This is a genomic window from Deltaproteobacteria bacterium, from assembly GCA_016874775.1.
In the GTDB taxonomy this organism is placed as follows: Bacteria; Desulfobacterota; Binatia; order Bin18; family Bin18; genus VGTJ01.
The window spans coordinates 1-17,003 of record VGTJ01000060.1 but is presented as its reverse complement, the minus strand read 5'-3'; the positions used below and the strand labels follow the sequence as shown (position 1 = coordinate 17,003).

The following is a 17,003-nucleotide window of genomic DNA, read 5'->3' as shown; positions in this document are numbered from 1 at the left end:
GCTAATTTTACAGCCACGCCGGGTCGCGATAGACACCAAACACATCGCGATAGATGTCAGAAATCTCACCAAGAGTGCAATGCTCTTTTACCGCGTCGATCAGCACCGGCATCAGGTTTGATCCATTGCGACAGGCAGCATGCACACGTCCGAGATGTTCGCGCACAGCACCAGCATCACGTGTGCGCTTGATTTTGCGTACCCGTTCGACCTGGTTACTCTCAACCGAATGGTCAATCTTGAGGATGTCGATTGGTCGCTCTTCAGGAACAGAGTATTTGTTGACGCCAACGATGACCTTTTCACCAGCATCGAGCTGTTGCTGATAGCGATAGGCTGCATCGGCAATTTCTTTCTGCGGATAGCCAATATCAATGGCGCGTACGATGCCACCAAGCTCGTCAATGCGATTGATGTAGGTCATCGCCTCTTTTTCCATCTTGTCGGTCAACGCCTCCATCGCCCAGCTACCACCGAATGGATCGATCGTGTTGGTGACTCCGCTCTCTTCAGCAATGATCTGCTGCGTGCGCAACGCCACCATCACGGCGTTTTCAGTCGGCAACGCCAACGTTTCATCCATTGAGTTGGTATGCAGCGATTGTACGCCACCAAGGACGCCAGCGAGCGCTTGCACGGCCACACGAACCACATTATTAAACGGCTGCTGCGCAGTGAGGCTCGCGCCAGAGGTCTGCGCATGGGTGCGGAGCAGCATCGACTTCGGATTCTTTGCACCAAAGCGCTCTTTCATCACCTTCGCCCAGATGCGACGGGCAGCGCGCAACTTGGCGATCTCTTCTAAGAAGTCGTTATGGAGATTGAAGAAGAAGGAGAGACGTGGCGCGAAGTCGTCAACATTGAGACCACGATCCACCGCCGCTTGCACGTAGCCAATACCATCAGCCAACGTAAACGCCAGTTCTTGCACGGCAGTCGATCCGGCTTCACGAATGTGGTAGCCGGAGATCGATACGGCATGCCAGCGTGGCGCGCTCTTCGAGCAGAACTCGATCATATCAGTGACGATGCGCACGGCAGGTTCCGGCGGGCAGATCCACTCTTTTTGTGCGATGTACTCCTTGAGCATATCGTTCTGAATCGTGCCGCCGACTTTCTCTAGGGGAATACCGCGCTTCTGCGCCATAGCAAAATACATCGCTAAGACGATGCTCGCCGTGCAGTTGACGGTCATCGACGTGGTAACTTTGTCGAGCGGAATATCGGCAAACAACCGCTCCATATCTTCCAGTGTCGAGACCGACACGCCTTCACGACCGACTTCACCAAGCGAACGCGCGTGATCGGCGTCATAACCCATCAGCACCGGCATGTCGAAAGCAGTCGATAGCCCTGTTTGCCCTTCAGCAAGGAGGAACTTAAAGCGCTGGTTGGTATCCTCAGGCGAGCCAAAACCAGCGAACTGCCGCATGGTCCAGAACTTGCCGCGGTACATACTCGGATAGACACCACGAGTATACGGGTAGTCACCCGGCATACCGACCTCGCGGCCATCATCGCGACCACTCTGATCATCCGGCGTATAGAGCGGTTCGATTTCCATGTCAGAAATCGTTGAGTAGCGCGGCATGCGCTCTTCATTCTTCGGATACTTTTTCGCTAACCATTCCTGCTTATTCATGTATTCCTCCTCAAAAGGATGCGCCCTAGATTTTGCTTATTCCGAGGCTACTTGTCCACTGCCTCTGGGATTTTTTAGTCTACACGGTCAGGGCCAGGGGAGGAAACAGGTTGAGGATTTCCGCACAGTCGCGAATCATGTAGATTGACAGCCGTGAAATTCACCCACAAGAAACGGACACGTTAGACGTTGAGTTTCGTACTGCTGAAGTGACCTAACAATTCGTTTCGACTCTCTGTAGTACAGGAGTTAGGCTTCAACCTCGCCCGCCCAGGGAGCCACTATGGAAATAGTCATTTTCATAATCTGCGTACTCGCTTGGCTCTTCTTCCCTCGATCGCCAAGCTCTGATGATCCCAAGCCCATGTCCGAGGATCTCCCGCTCTTGTCCAATGATAAACTGCTCTTGGCTATCGCCGATGAAGCCGACGAGCTGGAAAAGCTGGGGACCCTTCCGACTGAACTTCAGCATTCTCCATCCATCGCTGACCTTGTGCGGAAACGAAAGGACAACATGGACCGGCTTTGCCTGGAGGTGCTCTCCAGAGGCTCTGTTCATAAGCAAGAAAAATTCCGCACGACCATCTCGGCGCCCCATGTCTTTTCTGCTGCAGTCCAATATGCCAAAGAACTTGAGGAAAGCGGCGTGAGCAAGCAAGACGCTGCGGTCCGCGCTGTACAAGAAAAACTCTTCATCGCTAATGGCGTTCAGTACCTGACTCGGTGGGACATACCGGGCCCCGCAAACGCGACGCCACATCCCAGGCCTTCTCGGCAGGCTGTTGAGGGTCTGTATCGGACCCTAGTGAGGCGGCAGAAAGACGTCTTTGCGCCAACGTCAAGCGAAACTGTCGATCAGGAGTCATCGTCGGAATGGGCCCCGGTCGTTTTCATCCTATTCGTTGCCACCATCGCACTCCTATGTATTGCTAGCGGTCTCTACAGCGCGGTGACTACCGTTCTGTTCCTCCAGCGTGCAGTTGAAGTGCCAGGCAGGGTAACCGAAGTTCGTGAATATTTTAAAAATGGCCACAGGATATCCTATGTGGTCGAGTATGTTGATTTATCCGGCCAGACACGTACTTGGCGTGAAGACGTTTTACATGAGATAAGCGCCAAACCTGCCTTTACTAAATATCAGAGAGTCCGTGTCCTCTATGACCCTAGCGCTCCTGAGTCCCCTCCCCATGCAAGGATTCGAACTTTTGGGAATCTGTGGGGGGTCTCATTGTTTCTCGTGTTCTTCGGTAGCGGGTGGATGGCCCTGCTTATGCCTCTCGTGCGTGCCAGCGGCTGGCCGCTAAGGAGCCAGCAAGGTCCACCTCCTGCATCAAGCAGATAACTGCTGGCAGGCTTCGCCTGCCGTAGAAGTGAAAAGAGCCGGCCTTACGTTACTCCATCATCAGCAGTGTTGTCACTTAGGGTTATGTATACCGTTGAGAACTAGAGGATGAGGCAGGGTGACTCGGGTTATCCGTTTGGCGTATTGATGTGGTTTGTCTTCGTTCGCAGGAAAGTCACTTTCAGTTTTACGATCGGCCTCCCTAAAAAACCGGTCAAAGAGACTCTACCGATGATCCCCCTGCATGAGTAGCAGGGGGATCATCGGTGAACGCAACGCCGCCCTCAAGAGATTCAACTGAGGTTTATACCATACAACTGCGCGGCATTCTTGGCGACGATTTTCTCGCGATCTGCCGGCGCAAGATTCTGAAATGACTCGGTGATAAACTCTTTCGAGCGTGGCCAGGGCGAATCGGTGTGGGGATAGTCCGATGACCACATAATGTGATCAACCCCAAAGGTGTCAGCCGTGAATGGCGCATTCACGGTCTCAAACTGGAACGTCGCCCAGACGTTGCGCTTCATGTACTCACTCGGCAGCATCGGCAGCGTCAATCCTTCGATGTGACGTAAACGATCATAGGCGTGGTCGATACGATACAAGAAGTGAGGAATCCAGGAGACGTCGTTCTCAGCCGAAACGATCTTCAGCCGTGGAAATCGTTCAAACACACCGCTCGTGACCATGTCAGCAAACGTCAGTTGAATCGCTTGCGGCAGCGCCATGTAGCCGAAGAGGACTTTACGACGACTGAAGCGATTGCCCGCACGCCCAGTGAGGATATGCAGCGACAAAGGCATATTGAGATCTTGCGCGGCTGCCCAGAAGGGATCGTATTCTGGTGAGCTATACGGTTTGTCTTCAGGTGGTGCGCCCCAGATCAATGCGCCACGTAAGCCTTTTTTGGCAATGCGTTGCAACTCGGCGACGCCAGCAGGAATATCTTCGAGCGTAATCGCGCCTAAGCCGATCAAGCGCTTCGGGTCGTAACTGCAATAGTCAGCTGCCCAATCATTAAATGCACGAAAACATGAGGATCGTAGTTCTGCATCATCAAGACCAAAGAGCAACATTCCCATCGAGGTATAGAGCGCCTCTGCGCTCACACCGTCACGGTCTTGCTCCTTGAGACGTTCAGCCGGATCCCAGACACTCTTCGGGGCAACATCAAACCCGCGCCTCAAATGTTCCGGCAGTTCTTCCGCGCTTTTCCCCGAGCCGAAGAAGCCAGCCACTTGGACCGGTTGCAGGTTCTCACACATGAACCATTCACCGGGTCTGTCCTTGTATCCCTTTTGTACATGCGGTGCACGATCACGAAAACGGGTGTCGACGCGCTCGGCCCACATGGTAGGTGGTTCAACAAAATGTGAATCCGCTGAGATGATCCGTAGCTCTGCCATACAATAGTCCTCCTTTCGACAGAGAAAATAGTTGGTTGTCGGTTCTCTCCAGCAGCCACCAATCCCCGCGGTCACAGTAGCGCGTCGCGTTTCCTGGTACAAGAGAAATAGCAGGGTGTAGGCTACAGGATGTAGGGAAGAGGTGCAGCACGAAATCGGACCACGGAACACTCGTACAGTTGGGGGAGCGTGTGCTGTGCGCACAACGCGCTCGCCTGTTTGAATTCCCGTGCCATGGCGCACGCTACAGTCTCTCCGGGGACAACCCCTCATAAGGGTAGGTTCTTCATCCACGTCACAATTGGTGGAGGTTTCCCATCATGAGGATACGCTAGTTCGTCATGCCCGCGCAGGCGGGCATCCAGGCGTTGCCACTACGATCGACAGCCATTTTCCTGGATTCCCGCTTTCGCGGGAATGACGCCTCAGGTTATCTCACGGGAAAAACCTACCCCTAAAAGGGGGACAACCCGAGGTGTACCAATCTCGCGTGGTTTGATTTACAGTCCCGCTTTCGCAGGACTGACCTCTCTGAAGTCGTCAAACAACGAATACGCCACCGGCGTGACGATGAGCGTCAGCAACAAGGAGAGCGACTGTCCACCAATGACCACAACTGCAATCGCGCTTCGCTCTTCGGCTCCGGGGCCAGCCCCCAATGCCAACGGCAACATACCTGCCACAAGCGTCAGCGTCGCCATGAGGATCGGTCGCAAGCGGTCGCGGTTTGCCTGCAGGATCGCAGCCATCCGTTCCATCCCGCCCGCTCGCAACGTATTGGTGTGATCGATCTGCAAGATGGCATTCTTCTTCACCACACCGAACAGCACGAGTAACCCAAGAGCGGAATACAAGTTCAACGTATTTCCAGTCATCCATAAGGATAACAAGGCAAATGGCACCGACAATGGCAGCGACAACAGAATCGTCAGTGGATGCACCAGGCTCTCAAACTGTGATGCAAGGATCATGTACATGAAGATCACTGACAACAAAAATGCCCAGAGGAACTCACGAAAAGTGCGCTCTAACTCCCGGCCACGCCCAGAGATGGTCGTCGTGTACGCTGGTGGCAGGTTGAGCTCTGTCGTCGCGGTGCGAAGTGCATCAATACGGTCAGCGAGCGCATACCCTGGACCAACCGACGCGCGTAGACTCACCATCCGTTGCCGATCGAGTCGATCGATGCGGGACGCGCTTGGCGTCGACTCCATCGCCACTAAGTTGTCGAGACGAATCAACGCGCCGGTCTGACTTGGCACGTACAGTTGTGAAATCGAGGTTGGCGTATTGCGGTCACCGTCTCTAAGCCGCAACTGTACATCATAGTCTTCATTCAACGACACATCACGAAACCGCGATACTTCGTCATCACCACCAACCAACAAACGTAAGGCCGTGGCAATGTCCGCGGTTTGCACCGCAAGTCTCGCCGCCCGGTCACGATCGATGGCAACCCGTAACTCCGGTTTATCGAGCTTCAGGGTAGTATCCATATCAACGATGCCACCAAGCGTTTGTGCTCGTTGTTGCAATTGCGCCGCATACGCCGCCAGCCCTTGCAAATCGGGTCCACGAATAACGAAATCTAACTCCCAGTTGCCACTCCCGAGATTGAACGAGGGCGCGTTACGAACATGGGTGTGCACATCGGCGTAACGTTTAAGACGGCGACGGACTTCTTGCATCACCTCACGCTGGCTGTAGTTCCCACGAAACGCCGCGAACGGGTCAAGCTGCCACAACCCTTGCAAAACCCGCGACACCGAGAAGGTACGCTCCGCATGCGGGGCAATGCGAACATACACCCGCCCCTGATTGATCGAGGCCATGAAATTGCCACCGACTGAAGAAAGCACCAGGCGCACGCCCGGAATCTGCTCCAGGTCCGCCTCAATCGCGCGCATGACATTGTCCATCGCAACCAGACTGACCCGCTCTGGAGCAATCACGACAATATCGAACTCTGCTTCATCAACATTGCTCGGGATATACTCCTGCCGTACCGCGTTATATAGCGGATAGGTCGAAGCCACGACCGCAAGCGCCACCACTGCAACAGCAAAACGATGACGGAGCGCACGCGCCAACAACCACATGTAGCCACGATCAATCCAACCATAGAAACCACTGCGCGATTGCGCCGATGTCTGCCCACTCACAGGTAATGTTCGTAACAGATGTGCACTCATTACCGGAGTCAATGAAAACGACACCAGCAAGCTCACGAGTACGGCCACAGCGGCAGTAATACCAAACTGAAACAAGAAGCGACCAGACACGCTCGACATGAAAGAGACCGGAACAAAGATCACGACCAGGCTCAGTGTCGTCGCTGTCACCGCCAGACCGATCTCGGCAGTCGCAGCCCGAGCCGCTGCAAGCGGTGCCATCCCCTTTTCTTCAATGAAGCGAAAAATGTTCTCTAAAACCACGATCGCATCGTCGATAACGATCCCCACCATCAGTACCAAGGCAAGCATGGTGACGCTGTTCAGAGTAAAGTCGAGCGCCCACATCATGCCAAAAGTAGAAATGACCGACGCCGGAATCGCGACGCCGGCAATCACTGTCGCGCGCCAGTTGCGCATGAAAGCTAACACCACCAAGCATGCCAAAATACTCCCTAACACCAAGTGCAGATCGATTTCACGCAAAGCCGCATAGATGTACCGAGATTGATCACGAATCACTTCGAGTTTGACATCTGCCGGTAACTGTTCGATGACATGATCGAGGTGCGCTTTCACCGCTTCGATGACGGCGATGCTATTGGCCCCGGATTGGCGACGTACTTCCAGCGTGACAGCAGGCACGCTGTTCAAGCGCGCCATCGAACGTTGCTCTTTGGCGGTATCTTCAGCCCAACCAACATCCCGCACCCGTACTGGAGCGCCATTCCTAGAGACGATCACCAATTCATTGAACGCCCGCGCATCGATGAGTCGTCCCATCGTCCGCAGCACTTGTTCTTGCTGACCGGTCGTCACGTTGCCGCCGGGAACATCAGCGTTTTGCCGTACAAGCGCATCACGGACAGTGGTGACCGGTAAGCGATATGCCGCAAGTCGATTGGCATCAAGCCAGATATTGATGGCGCGCTCCAGACCACCAACGATCCGCACTTCCCCAACGCCGATGGAACGCTCAATTTGGACTTTGACAATCTTGTCGGCGAGTTCGGTGAGCTCAACCAGTGAGCGGTCACCAGAAAGCGCGAGCGTGAGCACTGGCGTTAGGTCATTATCGGATTTGGAAATGACCGGTGGGTCGGTATCATCAGGAAGATCGCGCAGGACTGTCGCCACTCGATCACGCACATCTTGTGCGGCCACATCGATATCGCGGTCGAGTGAGAAGGTCACCGTCACAACCGACGCGCCAGGTCCTGATACCGAACGCAGTTCATCAATCCCTTCAATCGTGTTGACTGCTTGCTCAATGCGTTGAGAAATTTCGGTTTCTACTTCTTCTGGCGAAGCGCCGGGTAACATCGTTCGGATGTTCACGGTTGGTAGGTCAACCGAGGGAAAGCGATCGACGCCGAGACGCAGGTAACTTGCAATACCGATGACAACGAGGGCGAGAATGAGCATCGCCGCAAAAACCGGACGACGGATACAGATTTCGGTAAGGGTTTGCATGCTTTTCTACTGTAGCGCAGTAACAGCTTGTCCCGTGCGTAGATTCCCAGGCGTAACCACGATCACATCGCCAACCTTCACACCATCAGTGACTTCGACCCACGACTCCGTATGGGTGCCGGTCACGATCGATTTCTCAATCGCTCTTCCATCCTGCACGAGCCACACTTTTTCTAGACCAGCAAACGTCACAATCGCTTGTGGTGGAACAGAGAGGATCGGAACTGCTTCTGTCGTCACAATAGCAACTCGCGCAAATGCTCCTGGCCGCAACGTGCCAGGGTTACGAACATCGGCTTCGACCAGAAGAATGCGAGTCTGCTCATTGATCACCGGCCCCATGCGCGTCACAACGCCGGTATACGGAGTTGGATCGCCCTCGATCATCACACGAATTTTCTGCCCTGCTTGCACCTGAGCCGCAGCCCGCTCCGGCACCTCGGCTCGCAACCGTAAGGGATTCATACGCACCAGAGTCACAACCGGTGCACTGGCAGCAACATATTCACCGATACTCGCGTGCCGCGTTTGGATGTTGCCGTCGAACGGCGCACGAATCACCGTATCAGCCAGCCGTTGTCTGGCAATTTCCAGTTCAGCACGGCGCTGCATGAGAATCGCTTGGCGGTTATGAATTTCATCTTTCGCGTCTTGTAGACGACCAAGAGCAACATTGTATGCCGCCTCAGCCGAGTCGAAGTCAGCTCTGGCAATCAACCCTTTCTCGACCAACGTAGCGAGTCGTTCACGCTTTTGCCGGGCATCAGCTAGCAAGGCTTGTGCTTGTCGCACGATTGCGGTGCGTTCGGAATCGACATCATCATTTGTCCCTTGCGGCGGTAGCCCCAAGCGCACTCGCGCTTGCGCCAGTGCGGCTTCGGCTTGTTGCACTTGCAGTTGGTAATCTCGTGGTTCGATTTGCGCGAGTATCTGTCCCTGCTCCACGAGGCTGCCAAAATCGACCGTCAAGCGCGCAATCCGCCCTGGAATCTTGGTACTCAGCGTTGCCTGGTCATACGCGGCGAGCGAGCCGAGCACGTCGACAGTTCGCTCCACCATTCGTCTCTCGACAGCCACAGTTTTTACCTGCTTGGCTGGAGCGCTCTCAGAAGTCTGGCGGGCAGCGGCTGGATCGTTACTGGTGCAGGCTGAAACGGCAGTACACAACACCGCCCCTATGAGCCACGTAGCGTACGTTCGCTTTTGTTGATGGAACCAGCGAAAGGTGTTCACATGCAGAGGTCTACCATTTTGCCATTGCATTCGTAGGGACATCCGTCTCCATCGCGCCGAGTGTGGTATTATAGGCGCTGAGTTACGCTCAGAGCAAAGGGGGATCACATCAGAGGCCGAGAGAAAGAGGAAGTCGAAGGGCGGCATATTTCGGGGTTGCGCACGCTTCGACTTCGTCCTGCGGACTACGCTCAGCATGAGCGGGGTTAGTCGCTGATGTATCAATGTCGCGTGGATCGATTGAGCCGCGAATACCTATCCTCACTGGGTCTGGAGCCGGGGGTTTCCCTCTGGTAGATAGTCAACTCTTATCTGTACACAAGGAGATGCTGCATGTCGAATCAAAAGATCGGACCTGCCGTTGATGCCGATGGCCACATTCTCGAACCCCCTGACCTGTGGCTCAAGTATATTGACCCAACGTATCGAGATCGCGCCATTCGTATCGACCGTGATGAAAAAGGCTGGGAAGTGCTCATGTTGGACAACAAGCCCGCTGAAGTTGTCCGCGGTACGCTGGGCGCACTCGGTGGAGTTGGCATGAATGCCGAGGAGTTGCTGACCCCTGGGAAGCGCACCTACATGGAGGGCTGCCCCCTAGGCAGTTATGACCCCAAAGCACGGCTCAAAGTCATGGATGATGAAGGCATCGACATTGCCATGCTTTATCCCACGATCGGTATTTTCTGGGAAGGCTGGGTGCAAGACCCAAAACTCGCCACTGCATATTCCCGTGCATATAATCGTTGGTTGGTTGATTTCTGTAGTTACGATAAGAAGCGGTTGTTTCCAATTGCACATATCTCACTGCTAGATCCTGAAGGTGCGGTCGAAGAAACCCTTCGCGCCAAGAAGGACGGCTGCGTTGGCGTGTATCTCTCACCAGATATGGTCGCCCGTGGACACAAGCACTTCGATCATCCCGACTTCGAGCGCTTCTGGAGAACCGTGCAAGATCTGCAAATGCCCGTCGGCTTTCATGTGGTTGTTCGCGATCAACCGTCCTTCAACGAATGGATTCGGCAGGATGCCGACTTTGGGTTGTTCAACTTCACGTTCCTCGCTATCGACGTCATGGCAGGCTTCACCCAAATGATGTCACTTGCCATGTTCGAGAAATATCCACGTATGAAGTGTACGGTACTGGAATCTGGGGCAAACTGGATTTCCGCCTGGCTCGATCGTATGGATCACAAGTACATTCCGATGCGGAGTCGTTCCACACTGAAGCTAAAACCGAGCGAATACTTCTATCGTCAATGTGTCGTGTCCGCAGATCCCGACGAGACCATGACCGCCGAAGTGGTAAAGCATGTTGGCCCAGATTACTTCGTCTGGGCGTCCGATTATCCGCACATTGATTCGTCATTTGGCGTCGCCAGAGAAATCAGAGAGCGGATCGAGCCGCTCCCCGCTGACGCACAGCGTAAGGTGTTAGGCGGCAACGCGATTCGGTTCTACAATCTGCCGGTCGGGCAGTAAATGAGACGCTACAGGCTGCGAAATACACACTGTGTAGCATTTGCCAACATGGGGCTAGAGGCTAGTAGATAGTCCAGAAAGTTTTGATGGATAACTCAAGGGACGTCATTCCCGCGAATGCGGGAATCCAGGAGGCTGAACTACAGGCCACTGCTGAATTTCCCTGGCTGCCCGCCTGCGCGGGCATGACGAAACCCTATCCCTCAAAATTAAGTGGACTGACTATTAGGGACTTGGGGCTTGTAAGAATAAAACTAGCCCCTAGCCCCTAGCCCCCAGCCCCTAGTCCCATTTTTACGCATCCGAGGGTCCCATGCCCCATGAAACCCTACTAAAATTCAGTTACCCCAACACATTGTTACGCGAGTACCGGCATTGGGCAGTGCTATTACGCCCGAAGCAAGTCACAGTCGGAAGTCTGGTGTTGGTCTGTACAGAAGATGCACGCAGTTTTCCCGATATCTCAGCAGGTGCCTTTGCCGAGATGCAAACGGTCACGCGAGACATCGAAACAACGCTGAAGCAGCTTCTCGCTTTCGACAAGATCAATTACATCTGCCTGATGATGGTTGATCCACAGGTGCATTTCCACGTGCTTCCACGCTATGCCAAACCAGTGGCTATTAGCGGCAAAGATTATGCGGACCCCTTCTGGCCTGGACCACCTGATGTCACGAAAGCGCTCGACCTCAATGATGAACAATTTGCCGGCCTGCTGACGTTACTCAAATCCCGCTGGCCACGCTAACCTCCTCTCACCTACACAAAACTGGTAGTTCTTTCTATGAGTGCTTCAACGACAAACGAACCATTCTTTGCATTACTCGGCCTACAACCAGAAGATGCGACAACGGATTTCGGTCGCATGCGTTTACCGTTCAAGGCGGACTTGCAGCAAGCGCGCGGGCTCGTGCACGGTGGAGCAATCGCTGCTCAGGGCTGGAGTAGATTTGTGTACTCACAAGCCGGATATAGACGTGCAGTCCGACCACTATTACCCATTGCATCAAACACCCTTGCACCACCGGGGACGTCCATATAGGGGTCGTTAGGCTCCTTATATGAGGCAAACAGCACTTCAATAAGAGGACACTGAATTATCATATTGTGAGGAAGGGGGGGGGGTTATGGTTCACGTGCGCAGTACATCCGCAGGTATTCTGGCGATGGTTCTCTACATGTTCACTGGTTCTCTCGCTTCAGCCAACATTATCAGCACCTTCGACACAAATCTCGAAGGCTGGACGGCCACTGGAGGGGCTCTGTCCCATGTCACAACCGGTGGGAACCCGGACGGCTTTCTTCAGCTAACTGACACTGTAACGGATTGGATGACCGTCTATGCCCCGTCGTCCTTTCAGGGTGACCTCTCCTCTTTCTTGGGAGGCACGCTCTCATTTGATGCCAGGAATCTGAATGGTGTTGCAGCAGACTTGTTTGATGTGCCGCTCTTTGGGACGGTCACCATCTCTGGCCTTGGGGGTAGTGCTTCGCGCGTGCTGGGGGGAACAGGAACACCTCCGCTGGATGGATTGTGGCACACCTATTCCGCCACCCTGGACCCGAGCCTCTGGACAGGAAACCTCGTTGGGGCACTCAGCACCGTTACACAGATCAGCGTAGTGCTTGAGTCAAATCAGGCAATTTTCGAGTCGAACGGATTCGACAATATAGCGATTCGGTCAGTGCCGGAGCCGTCCTCTGTTACTCTGCTCGGTCTCGGTTTGGCCGGTCTATATGGCATCGCCTGGTGGCACAGATCAAGGGATAGGGGAGCTGGAGATATCTCTTAACAAACGCCGTGCTCGTGACCGCCGCCCAGTTGTGGATCGGAATGAAGCCGAAAGGATACGGCGGGCATTAGGCGTGTCGGCAAGGCTGCAGCGACAGCGTACTAACACCGTTGAGACCTTGCAGCCCCTGGAGAATAGGACATGTCGATCAAACAACGCATTGCCCGTTCAGTTCTTTTGTCTGTGTTGGTGAATCCTGCTCACACTCCTGAAGCAACGCCACGTCCCACGCTCAAACTGGCCGCCTAGTCCCGTGTCTCGCACGTTCACGAGCGGTGAAATCGTAGGGCGTGTGGCACGCGCCAGTCAGTTGGCGCGCTGCGCACGCCCTACAACTGCTCACGAAGTTATGAGACACGGTACTAATTCTTTTTGCGGGTCCACTTAGATTTTCTGCTGCGATTCCGACCGCGTTGCTGTACTCGCCAGCTGCCACGGCGCATGCCAACGAAATCGATAAAGCCACGTTCAACGTCGACCTCGACAAGCTGTACGCGGACACGGTCACCAACATCGAACCTAGCATATCCTTGCACCACCCGTCCCTCTACGGGTGGATTGAACACCCGCACCCACGTCCCTTTATCCGAGGCCCCAGTCACGACACCATCAAAGCGTTGGCCAATACTCGATTCTAACAACAGTGCTGCCGCAGACTTCCGCACCTGCCGTTCAATCTTATTGGCGTCGTCTTCTTGCTCAGTACAATGCTTGGCCAGTTCGTGCAGTTCATCAACACTGTACGGACACGCTTGCCCGGCAATCGCCGCTTTCAGTAATCGTTGGGTAATCAGATCAGGATAACGTCGATTAGGGGCGGTCGAATGGGCATAATCGCGAACGGCAAGACCAAAATGGCCGACGGGTTCGTCCCCAGGCAACTCCACAGCGTACTCTCCTGAACCCATGAGCTTCACCACAGACAGTGACAGATCGGGAAAGCGGAGAGGATCAACTTCTTGTCGTCGTTCTAAAAACGCCTCAAGTGCAGCACTATCGGGTCGTTGCGGCAGTTTCTCTCCTAGTTCCTCGGCAATGGCAACGATCCGCTCCCACCGCTGGGGCGCTTGGAGCACGCGACGAAAGGTGGGAAAGTTCTTGCTAGCCAGATAGCGTGTCGTCACCCCATTGGCAGTCACCATGAAGTTCTCAATCAGTGCTTTCGCCCGATTACGTTTTTCTGCTGCGAGCTGACTCAACTCATCATTATGAAAAATCGGCCGTGCCTCGATCGTTTCAAGATTCAGCGCTCCCTGCTGGTACCGTAAGTGCTGCAGCTGACGCGCGGTCTGTTCTTGGACACGAATTTGTTCTGCCAGGCCGGGAACGTCGGCTATCCGTTCAGGCAGAGGACCCTCATCGTCCAACCACGCGGCGACGCTATTATACGCCAGCTTCGCATGATTATGGACCAGCGCCCGATAGACAGTCGAGGCGTTCAGGTCACCACTTGCAGCAATGTCCATCTCGACCACTATAGCAAGGCGATCAACAGCAGGATTCAGTGACGTCAGATCAGTGGACAACTTCTCCGGCAGCATGGGGAAGATTTGCGCTGGGGTGTAGACCGAGGTCGTATTCTGGCGTGCGTGAACATCAACGGCAGTGCCTTTCATCACCAATGCATCAACATCAGCAATGGCGACGAGTATCTTGACCGCACCATCCGGTAGCAGTTCCGCTACAGAGAGTTGATCAAGATCACGAGAGTCATCGTTGTCGATCGAACACCATAGGAAAGAACGAAGATCACGAATGGCACCATCAGCCGCCGTAGCTGCATGCGACAACTGTCCAGTTTCCGCCTGTACGTCATCGGAAAACTCGGGAAAAAAGCCGCGCTCGAGCATGGCACGGCGGGCAATGGCTTGTAAGCGCAATCGGTGTGACGGCGGGGACTGGGGCATAGACACATCCTCTTGCCCTGTCCTTTATCGCACCTAGGCCAAGAGAACAAAGGCCCTCATCAGTGTCACACTACTTGCTCTCCGCTGGTCGCGTATTGCTGTACCAGCGCTTTGAGATTCACCCCAAGCTGCTCCAGGTTTCGTACCGCACTTTCAATTTGCTTCATCCCCTCAGCATTCCGCAGACTCGCCTTTTTGACGCTGTCCATCGCATGCGCTACCTGGTCCATGCCGACGAGTTGTTGCTGACTTGAGGTTGCGATCTGCATAACAAGCTGTGCTGAGTCGGTGATACTTTGTGACAGCGCATGAATGGACTCATTCGCTTCAATTGATTGCTGAACCCCGGCTTCCACGGCCTTGGTCCCTTGTTCGGTCACCAGCACGGCAACGTTCGCGGCCTTCTGAATATCAGAGAGGATGGCCCGCACCTGGATGGTGGCTTGTTTCGACTGCTGCGCTAGCGAACGAATTTCGCGTGCGAGAACAGCAAAGCCTTTCCCCTGTTCTCCTGCTTTCGCGGCTTCGATCGCGGCATTGACTGCCAACAAGTTCGACTGTTCAGCGAGGTCACTGACTGACGACATGATGTCACTAATAGTCTGACTCTGTTCTCCGAGCTTCACCACACTTTGCGCAATCGACTCCATTTGTTCGCGTGCGCGCGACAGGCCAGCGATGGCTCGTTCGACGGCTTGTTCACCTGCACGCGTCACCTCAGCAGTCTGCTGAGCAGTGGAAGAAACGTCTTTGGCTTTGGTCCCCGCCACATAGGCAGTTTGCTTCACTTCCTCTACCGTCATGGCCGTTTGCGACACGGCGGATGCAGTTTCGTTCGTGCTGGCCAACAGCAGGAGCAACGACTGGGTCATTTCCGTCGTCGCCTTCGTCAACACCTCCACACTCTCTTTGAGGTGCTCCTCGACGACTTTGCGTTCGTGAACATCACGAATCGCCCCCGACATCCGTAGCGCTTTCCCGCCATCATCCCACAATGCCTGGCCACGGGCCTGAAACCAGCGAAATTCCCCGCTCTTGGTACGCAACCGGTATTCTGTATCAAAAGGAATGCGCTGCTCTAGGTGTGTCTTAATCGCTCCAAACAAGCGCTTGTGATCATTCGGGTGGACTAGTGCTTCATAGGCAGCAAACGAGTCTTCCAGTTCTGTGTCAGTATAGCCAAGGAGTTCTTTGAATCGTGACGACAGAAAGATCTCGTTCGTGCCCGTATCCCAATCCCACACACCATCGTTCGTGCCCCGTACGGCCAGAGCGAAACGTTCTTCACTTTTGCGCACGGCTTCTTCGGTAGTGACGCGATCGGTGACATCTTGGCCAAACGAGAGAAGCGAAGTAGGGTTTCCTGCCTCGTTAAACTGCACCGACGTATACCAATCGCACATGATGATGTTGCCACTCTTGGTATAGACGCGCGACCGTCGAACGTACCTTGGAGCCCGACCGTCAAGCAACTGTTGTCGTACCTCTGAGGACTCTTCTTCGTCCTCTTCAACAACAAAACGCCACTCGGTGGGATGTTTGCCAAGGATCTCTTCTGCTTTCCAGCCGAAAACGGCCTCTGCTTGCGGTGACCACCGACGCAAGCAAAATTGCATATCCCATTCCATCACCGCAAAGGGCGCGTTATCAATATGAAAAGCTAACTGCTGGTGAGCGCGATTCATGTCATCAAGTGCTTGCTTGTATGCGTCGATGTCCGTATGAGACCCTGCCATACGAAAGGTCTGACCGTTTGCATCCCACTGCGCCTGCCCACGATCGAGAATCCACTTATACGACCCATCTTTACAGCGCATGCGAAACTCAACGGTGTACACCGACGTCTTGCGAGCAAAATGATCCTCAATCGCCTGGTTGGCACGTGGAAGGTCGTCTGGATGGACCAGAGCTGACCACTCAGCCAGCTCGTTGCGGATTGCATGATCGGCATAGCCGAGCATCGCTTTCCAGCGTGGGGAGAAGAACACCGTGTTTTCCTTGACATTCCAGTCCCATATCCCGTCATTTATCCCTTGCAACAACAACGAGTGATTCTCTTCCTTCTGCTACAGGCACTCTCGGACGGTGAGCAATCGTCGGTATGTTTGCGCGAGAAAAATAGCAACCGTGGCAGCGCCAATCGCTGCACCAAAACAGACCCACAGGAGTGTGTTTGGCGTGCGCGGATCGCTGCTGACGCTATTCGCTTCGCTCGTTCCACAGATCCCCACAAGCAAAAGGAACAGAAACTTACCCGCCAACACACACTTATCCACACGCTCGACCATGCGTTCTCTCTTTCCTACTGCATGAGTTGTAGAGGTGACGACCCCACGAACGACGCGAACGCAACGGAGTATCTCCGTTGCCTGTTCAGCGTTGCTCAGGAGAGAGATCGGACGTTAGGCGGTGGCAGGAAACAACTTACCGCAATAGTGATTGACCGGAGTGGAGAGCCTCTGCACAAGAGCAGGGATGAGAGACGAGACCATTGTGTGCTGGCTTCGGTCTAAGTATCGAAGTCTGGTCGAAGAGCTGGATGAACGCGGGCGAC

General features: G+C 54.3%; 12 protein-coding genes. 5 read left to right on the top strand and 7 right to left on the bottom strand.

Going from position 1 to position 17,003, the window contains the following annotated elements:
• Nucleotides 1-7: 7 nt before the first annotated feature.
• The gene (locus FJ147_12075; protein ID MBM4256618.1) at nt 8-1,642 is read right to left on the bottom strand and encodes a methylmalonyl-CoA mutase; all 1,635 of its coding nucleotides are present in this window, start codon (nt 1,640-1,642) and stop codon (nt 8-10) included.
• 283 nt (nt 1,643-1,925) lie between these two features.
• Here FJ147_12075 and FJ147_12070 point away from each other — a divergent pair, with 283 nt between their 5' ends.
• The gene (locus tag FJ147_12070) at nt 1,926-2,984 is read left to right on the top strand and encodes a DUF3592 domain-containing protein (GenBank protein ID MBM4256617.1); all 1,059 of its coding nucleotides are present in this window, start codon (nt 1,926-1,928) and stop codon (nt 2,982-2,984) included.
• Between the two features lie 293 nt (nt 2,985-3,277).
• Here the strand turns inward: FJ147_12070 and FJ147_12065 are convergent, their stop codons facing one another.
• The 3 genes from FJ147_12065 to FJ147_12055 form a co-directional block, all read right to left on the bottom strand.
• On the bottom strand, nt 3,278-4,663 hold the full coding sequence (locus FJ147_12065; GenBank protein ID MBM4256616.1) for an amidohydrolase: 1,386 nt from the start codon (nt 4,661-4,663) through the stop codon (nt 3,278-3,280).
• A 227-nt stretch (nt 4,664-4,890) separates the two neighbouring features.
• Nucleotides 4,891-8,034, bottom strand: coding sequence for an efflux RND transporter permease subunit (locus FJ147_12060; GenBank protein MBM4256615.1), 3,144 nt, complete (start codon nt 8,032-8,034; stop codon nt 4,891-4,893).
• A gap of 6 nt (nt 8,035-8,040) precedes the next feature.
• Nucleotides 8,041-9,465: an efflux RND transporter periplasmic adaptor subunit gene (locus FJ147_12055; protein MBM4256614.1), complete on the bottom strand. Its 1,425-nt coding sequence runs from the start codon at nt 9,463-9,465 to the stop codon at nt 8,041-8,043.
• Nucleotides 9,466-9,600: 135 nt separating this feature from the next.
• On the opposite strand from FJ147_12055, the gene FJ147_12050 reads away from it, so the two are divergent.
• The 4 genes from FJ147_12050 to FJ147_12035 all read left to right on the top strand — a co-directional run bounded on the left by FJ147_12050 (nt 9,601) and on the right by FJ147_12035 (nt 12,542).
• Nucleotides 9,601-10,749, top strand: a complete 1,149-nt coding sequence (locus tag FJ147_12050; protein MBM4256613.1) for an amidohydrolase — start codon at nt 9,601-9,603, stop codon at nt 10,747-10,749.
• Between the two features lie 313 nt (nt 10,750-11,062).
• Nucleotides 11,063-11,497, top strand: a complete 435-nt coding sequence (locus tag FJ147_12045) for an HIT family protein (protein ID MBM4256612.1) — start codon at nt 11,063-11,065, stop codon at nt 11,495-11,497.
• Between the two features lie 36 nt (nt 11,498-11,533).
• Complete coding sequence (locus FJ147_12040; GenBank protein MBM4256611.1) at nt 11,534-11,791, top strand: hypothetical protein; 258 nt, start codon at nt 11,534-11,536, stop codon at nt 11,789-11,791.
• Nucleotides 11,792-11,876: 85 nt separating this feature from the next.
• Entirely contained in the window at nt 11,877-12,542 is a 666-nt protein-coding gene (locus FJ147_12035; protein ID MBM4256610.1) for a PEP-CTERM sorting domain-containing protein, read from the top strand.
• Between the two features lie 362 nt (nt 12,543-12,904).
• Here FJ147_12035 and FJ147_12030 read toward each other — a convergent pair whose 3' ends face one another.
• From FJ147_12030 to FJ147_12020, 3 genes are all read right to left on the bottom strand, one after another.
• Nucleotides 12,905-14,449, bottom strand: coding sequence for an RNB domain-containing ribonuclease (locus FJ147_12030; GenBank protein ID MBM4256609.1), 1,545 nt, complete (start codon nt 14,447-14,449; stop codon nt 12,905-12,907).
• A gap of 65 nt (nt 14,450-14,514) precedes the next feature.
• A complete protein-coding gene (locus FJ147_12025; protein MBM4256608.1) occupies nt 14,515-16,437 on the bottom strand; it encodes a PAS domain S-box protein in 1,923 nt (640 codons plus the stop codon).
• A gap of 78 nt (nt 16,438-16,515) precedes the next feature.
• Nucleotides 16,516-16,737 carry a hypothetical protein gene (locus FJ147_12020; protein MBM4256607.1) on the bottom strand — a complete coding sequence of 74 codons (222 nt, stop codon included), beginning with the start codon at nt 16,735-16,737 and terminating at the stop codon, nt 16,516-16,518.
• Nucleotides 16,738-17,003 lie beyond the last annotated feature (266 nt).

Excerpts from the sequence above, each read along its gene's own strand:
- FJ147_12075 (MBM4256618.1), bottom strand. The coding sequence starts at position 1,642 with ATGAATAAGCAGGAATGGTTAGCGAAAAAGTATCCGAAGAATGAAGAG.
- FJ147_12070 (MBM4256617.1), top strand. The coding sequence starts at position 1,926 with ATGGAAATAGTCATTTTCATAATCTGCGTACTCGCTTGGCTCTTCTTC.
- FJ147_12065 (MBM4256616.1), bottom strand. The coding sequence starts at position 4,663 with ATGAGGGGTTGTCCCCGGAGAGACTGTAGCGTGCGCCATGGCACGGGA.
- FJ147_12060 (MBM4256615.1), bottom strand. The coding sequence starts at position 8,034 with ATGCAAACCCTTACCGAAATCTGTATCCGTCGTCCGGTTTTTGCGGCG.
- FJ147_12055 (MBM4256614.1), bottom strand. The coding sequence starts at position 9,465 with ATGCTGAGCGTAGTCCGCAGGACGAAGTCGAAGCGTGCGCAACCCCGA.
- FJ147_12050 (MBM4256613.1), top strand. The coding sequence starts at position 9,601 with ATGTCGAATCAAAAGATCGGACCTGCCGTTGATGCCGATGGCCACATT.
- FJ147_12045 (MBM4256612.1), top strand. The coding sequence starts at position 11,063 with ATGCCCCATGAAACCCTACTAAAATTCAGTTACCCCAACACATTGTTA.
- FJ147_12040 (MBM4256611.1), top strand. The coding sequence starts at position 11,534 with ATGAGTGCTTCAACGACAAACGAACCATTCTTTGCATTACTCGGCCTA.
- FJ147_12035 (MBM4256610.1), top strand. The coding sequence starts at position 11,877 with ATGGTTCACGTGCGCAGTACATCCGCAGGTATTCTGGCGATGGTTCTC.
- FJ147_12030 (MBM4256609.1), bottom strand. The coding sequence starts at position 14,449 with ATGCCCCAGTCCCCGCCGTCACACCGATTGCGCTTACAAGCCATTGCC.
- FJ147_12020 (MBM4256607.1), bottom strand. The coding sequence starts at position 16,737 with ATGGTCGAGCGTGTGGATAAGTGTGTGTTGGCGGGTAAGTTTCTGTTC.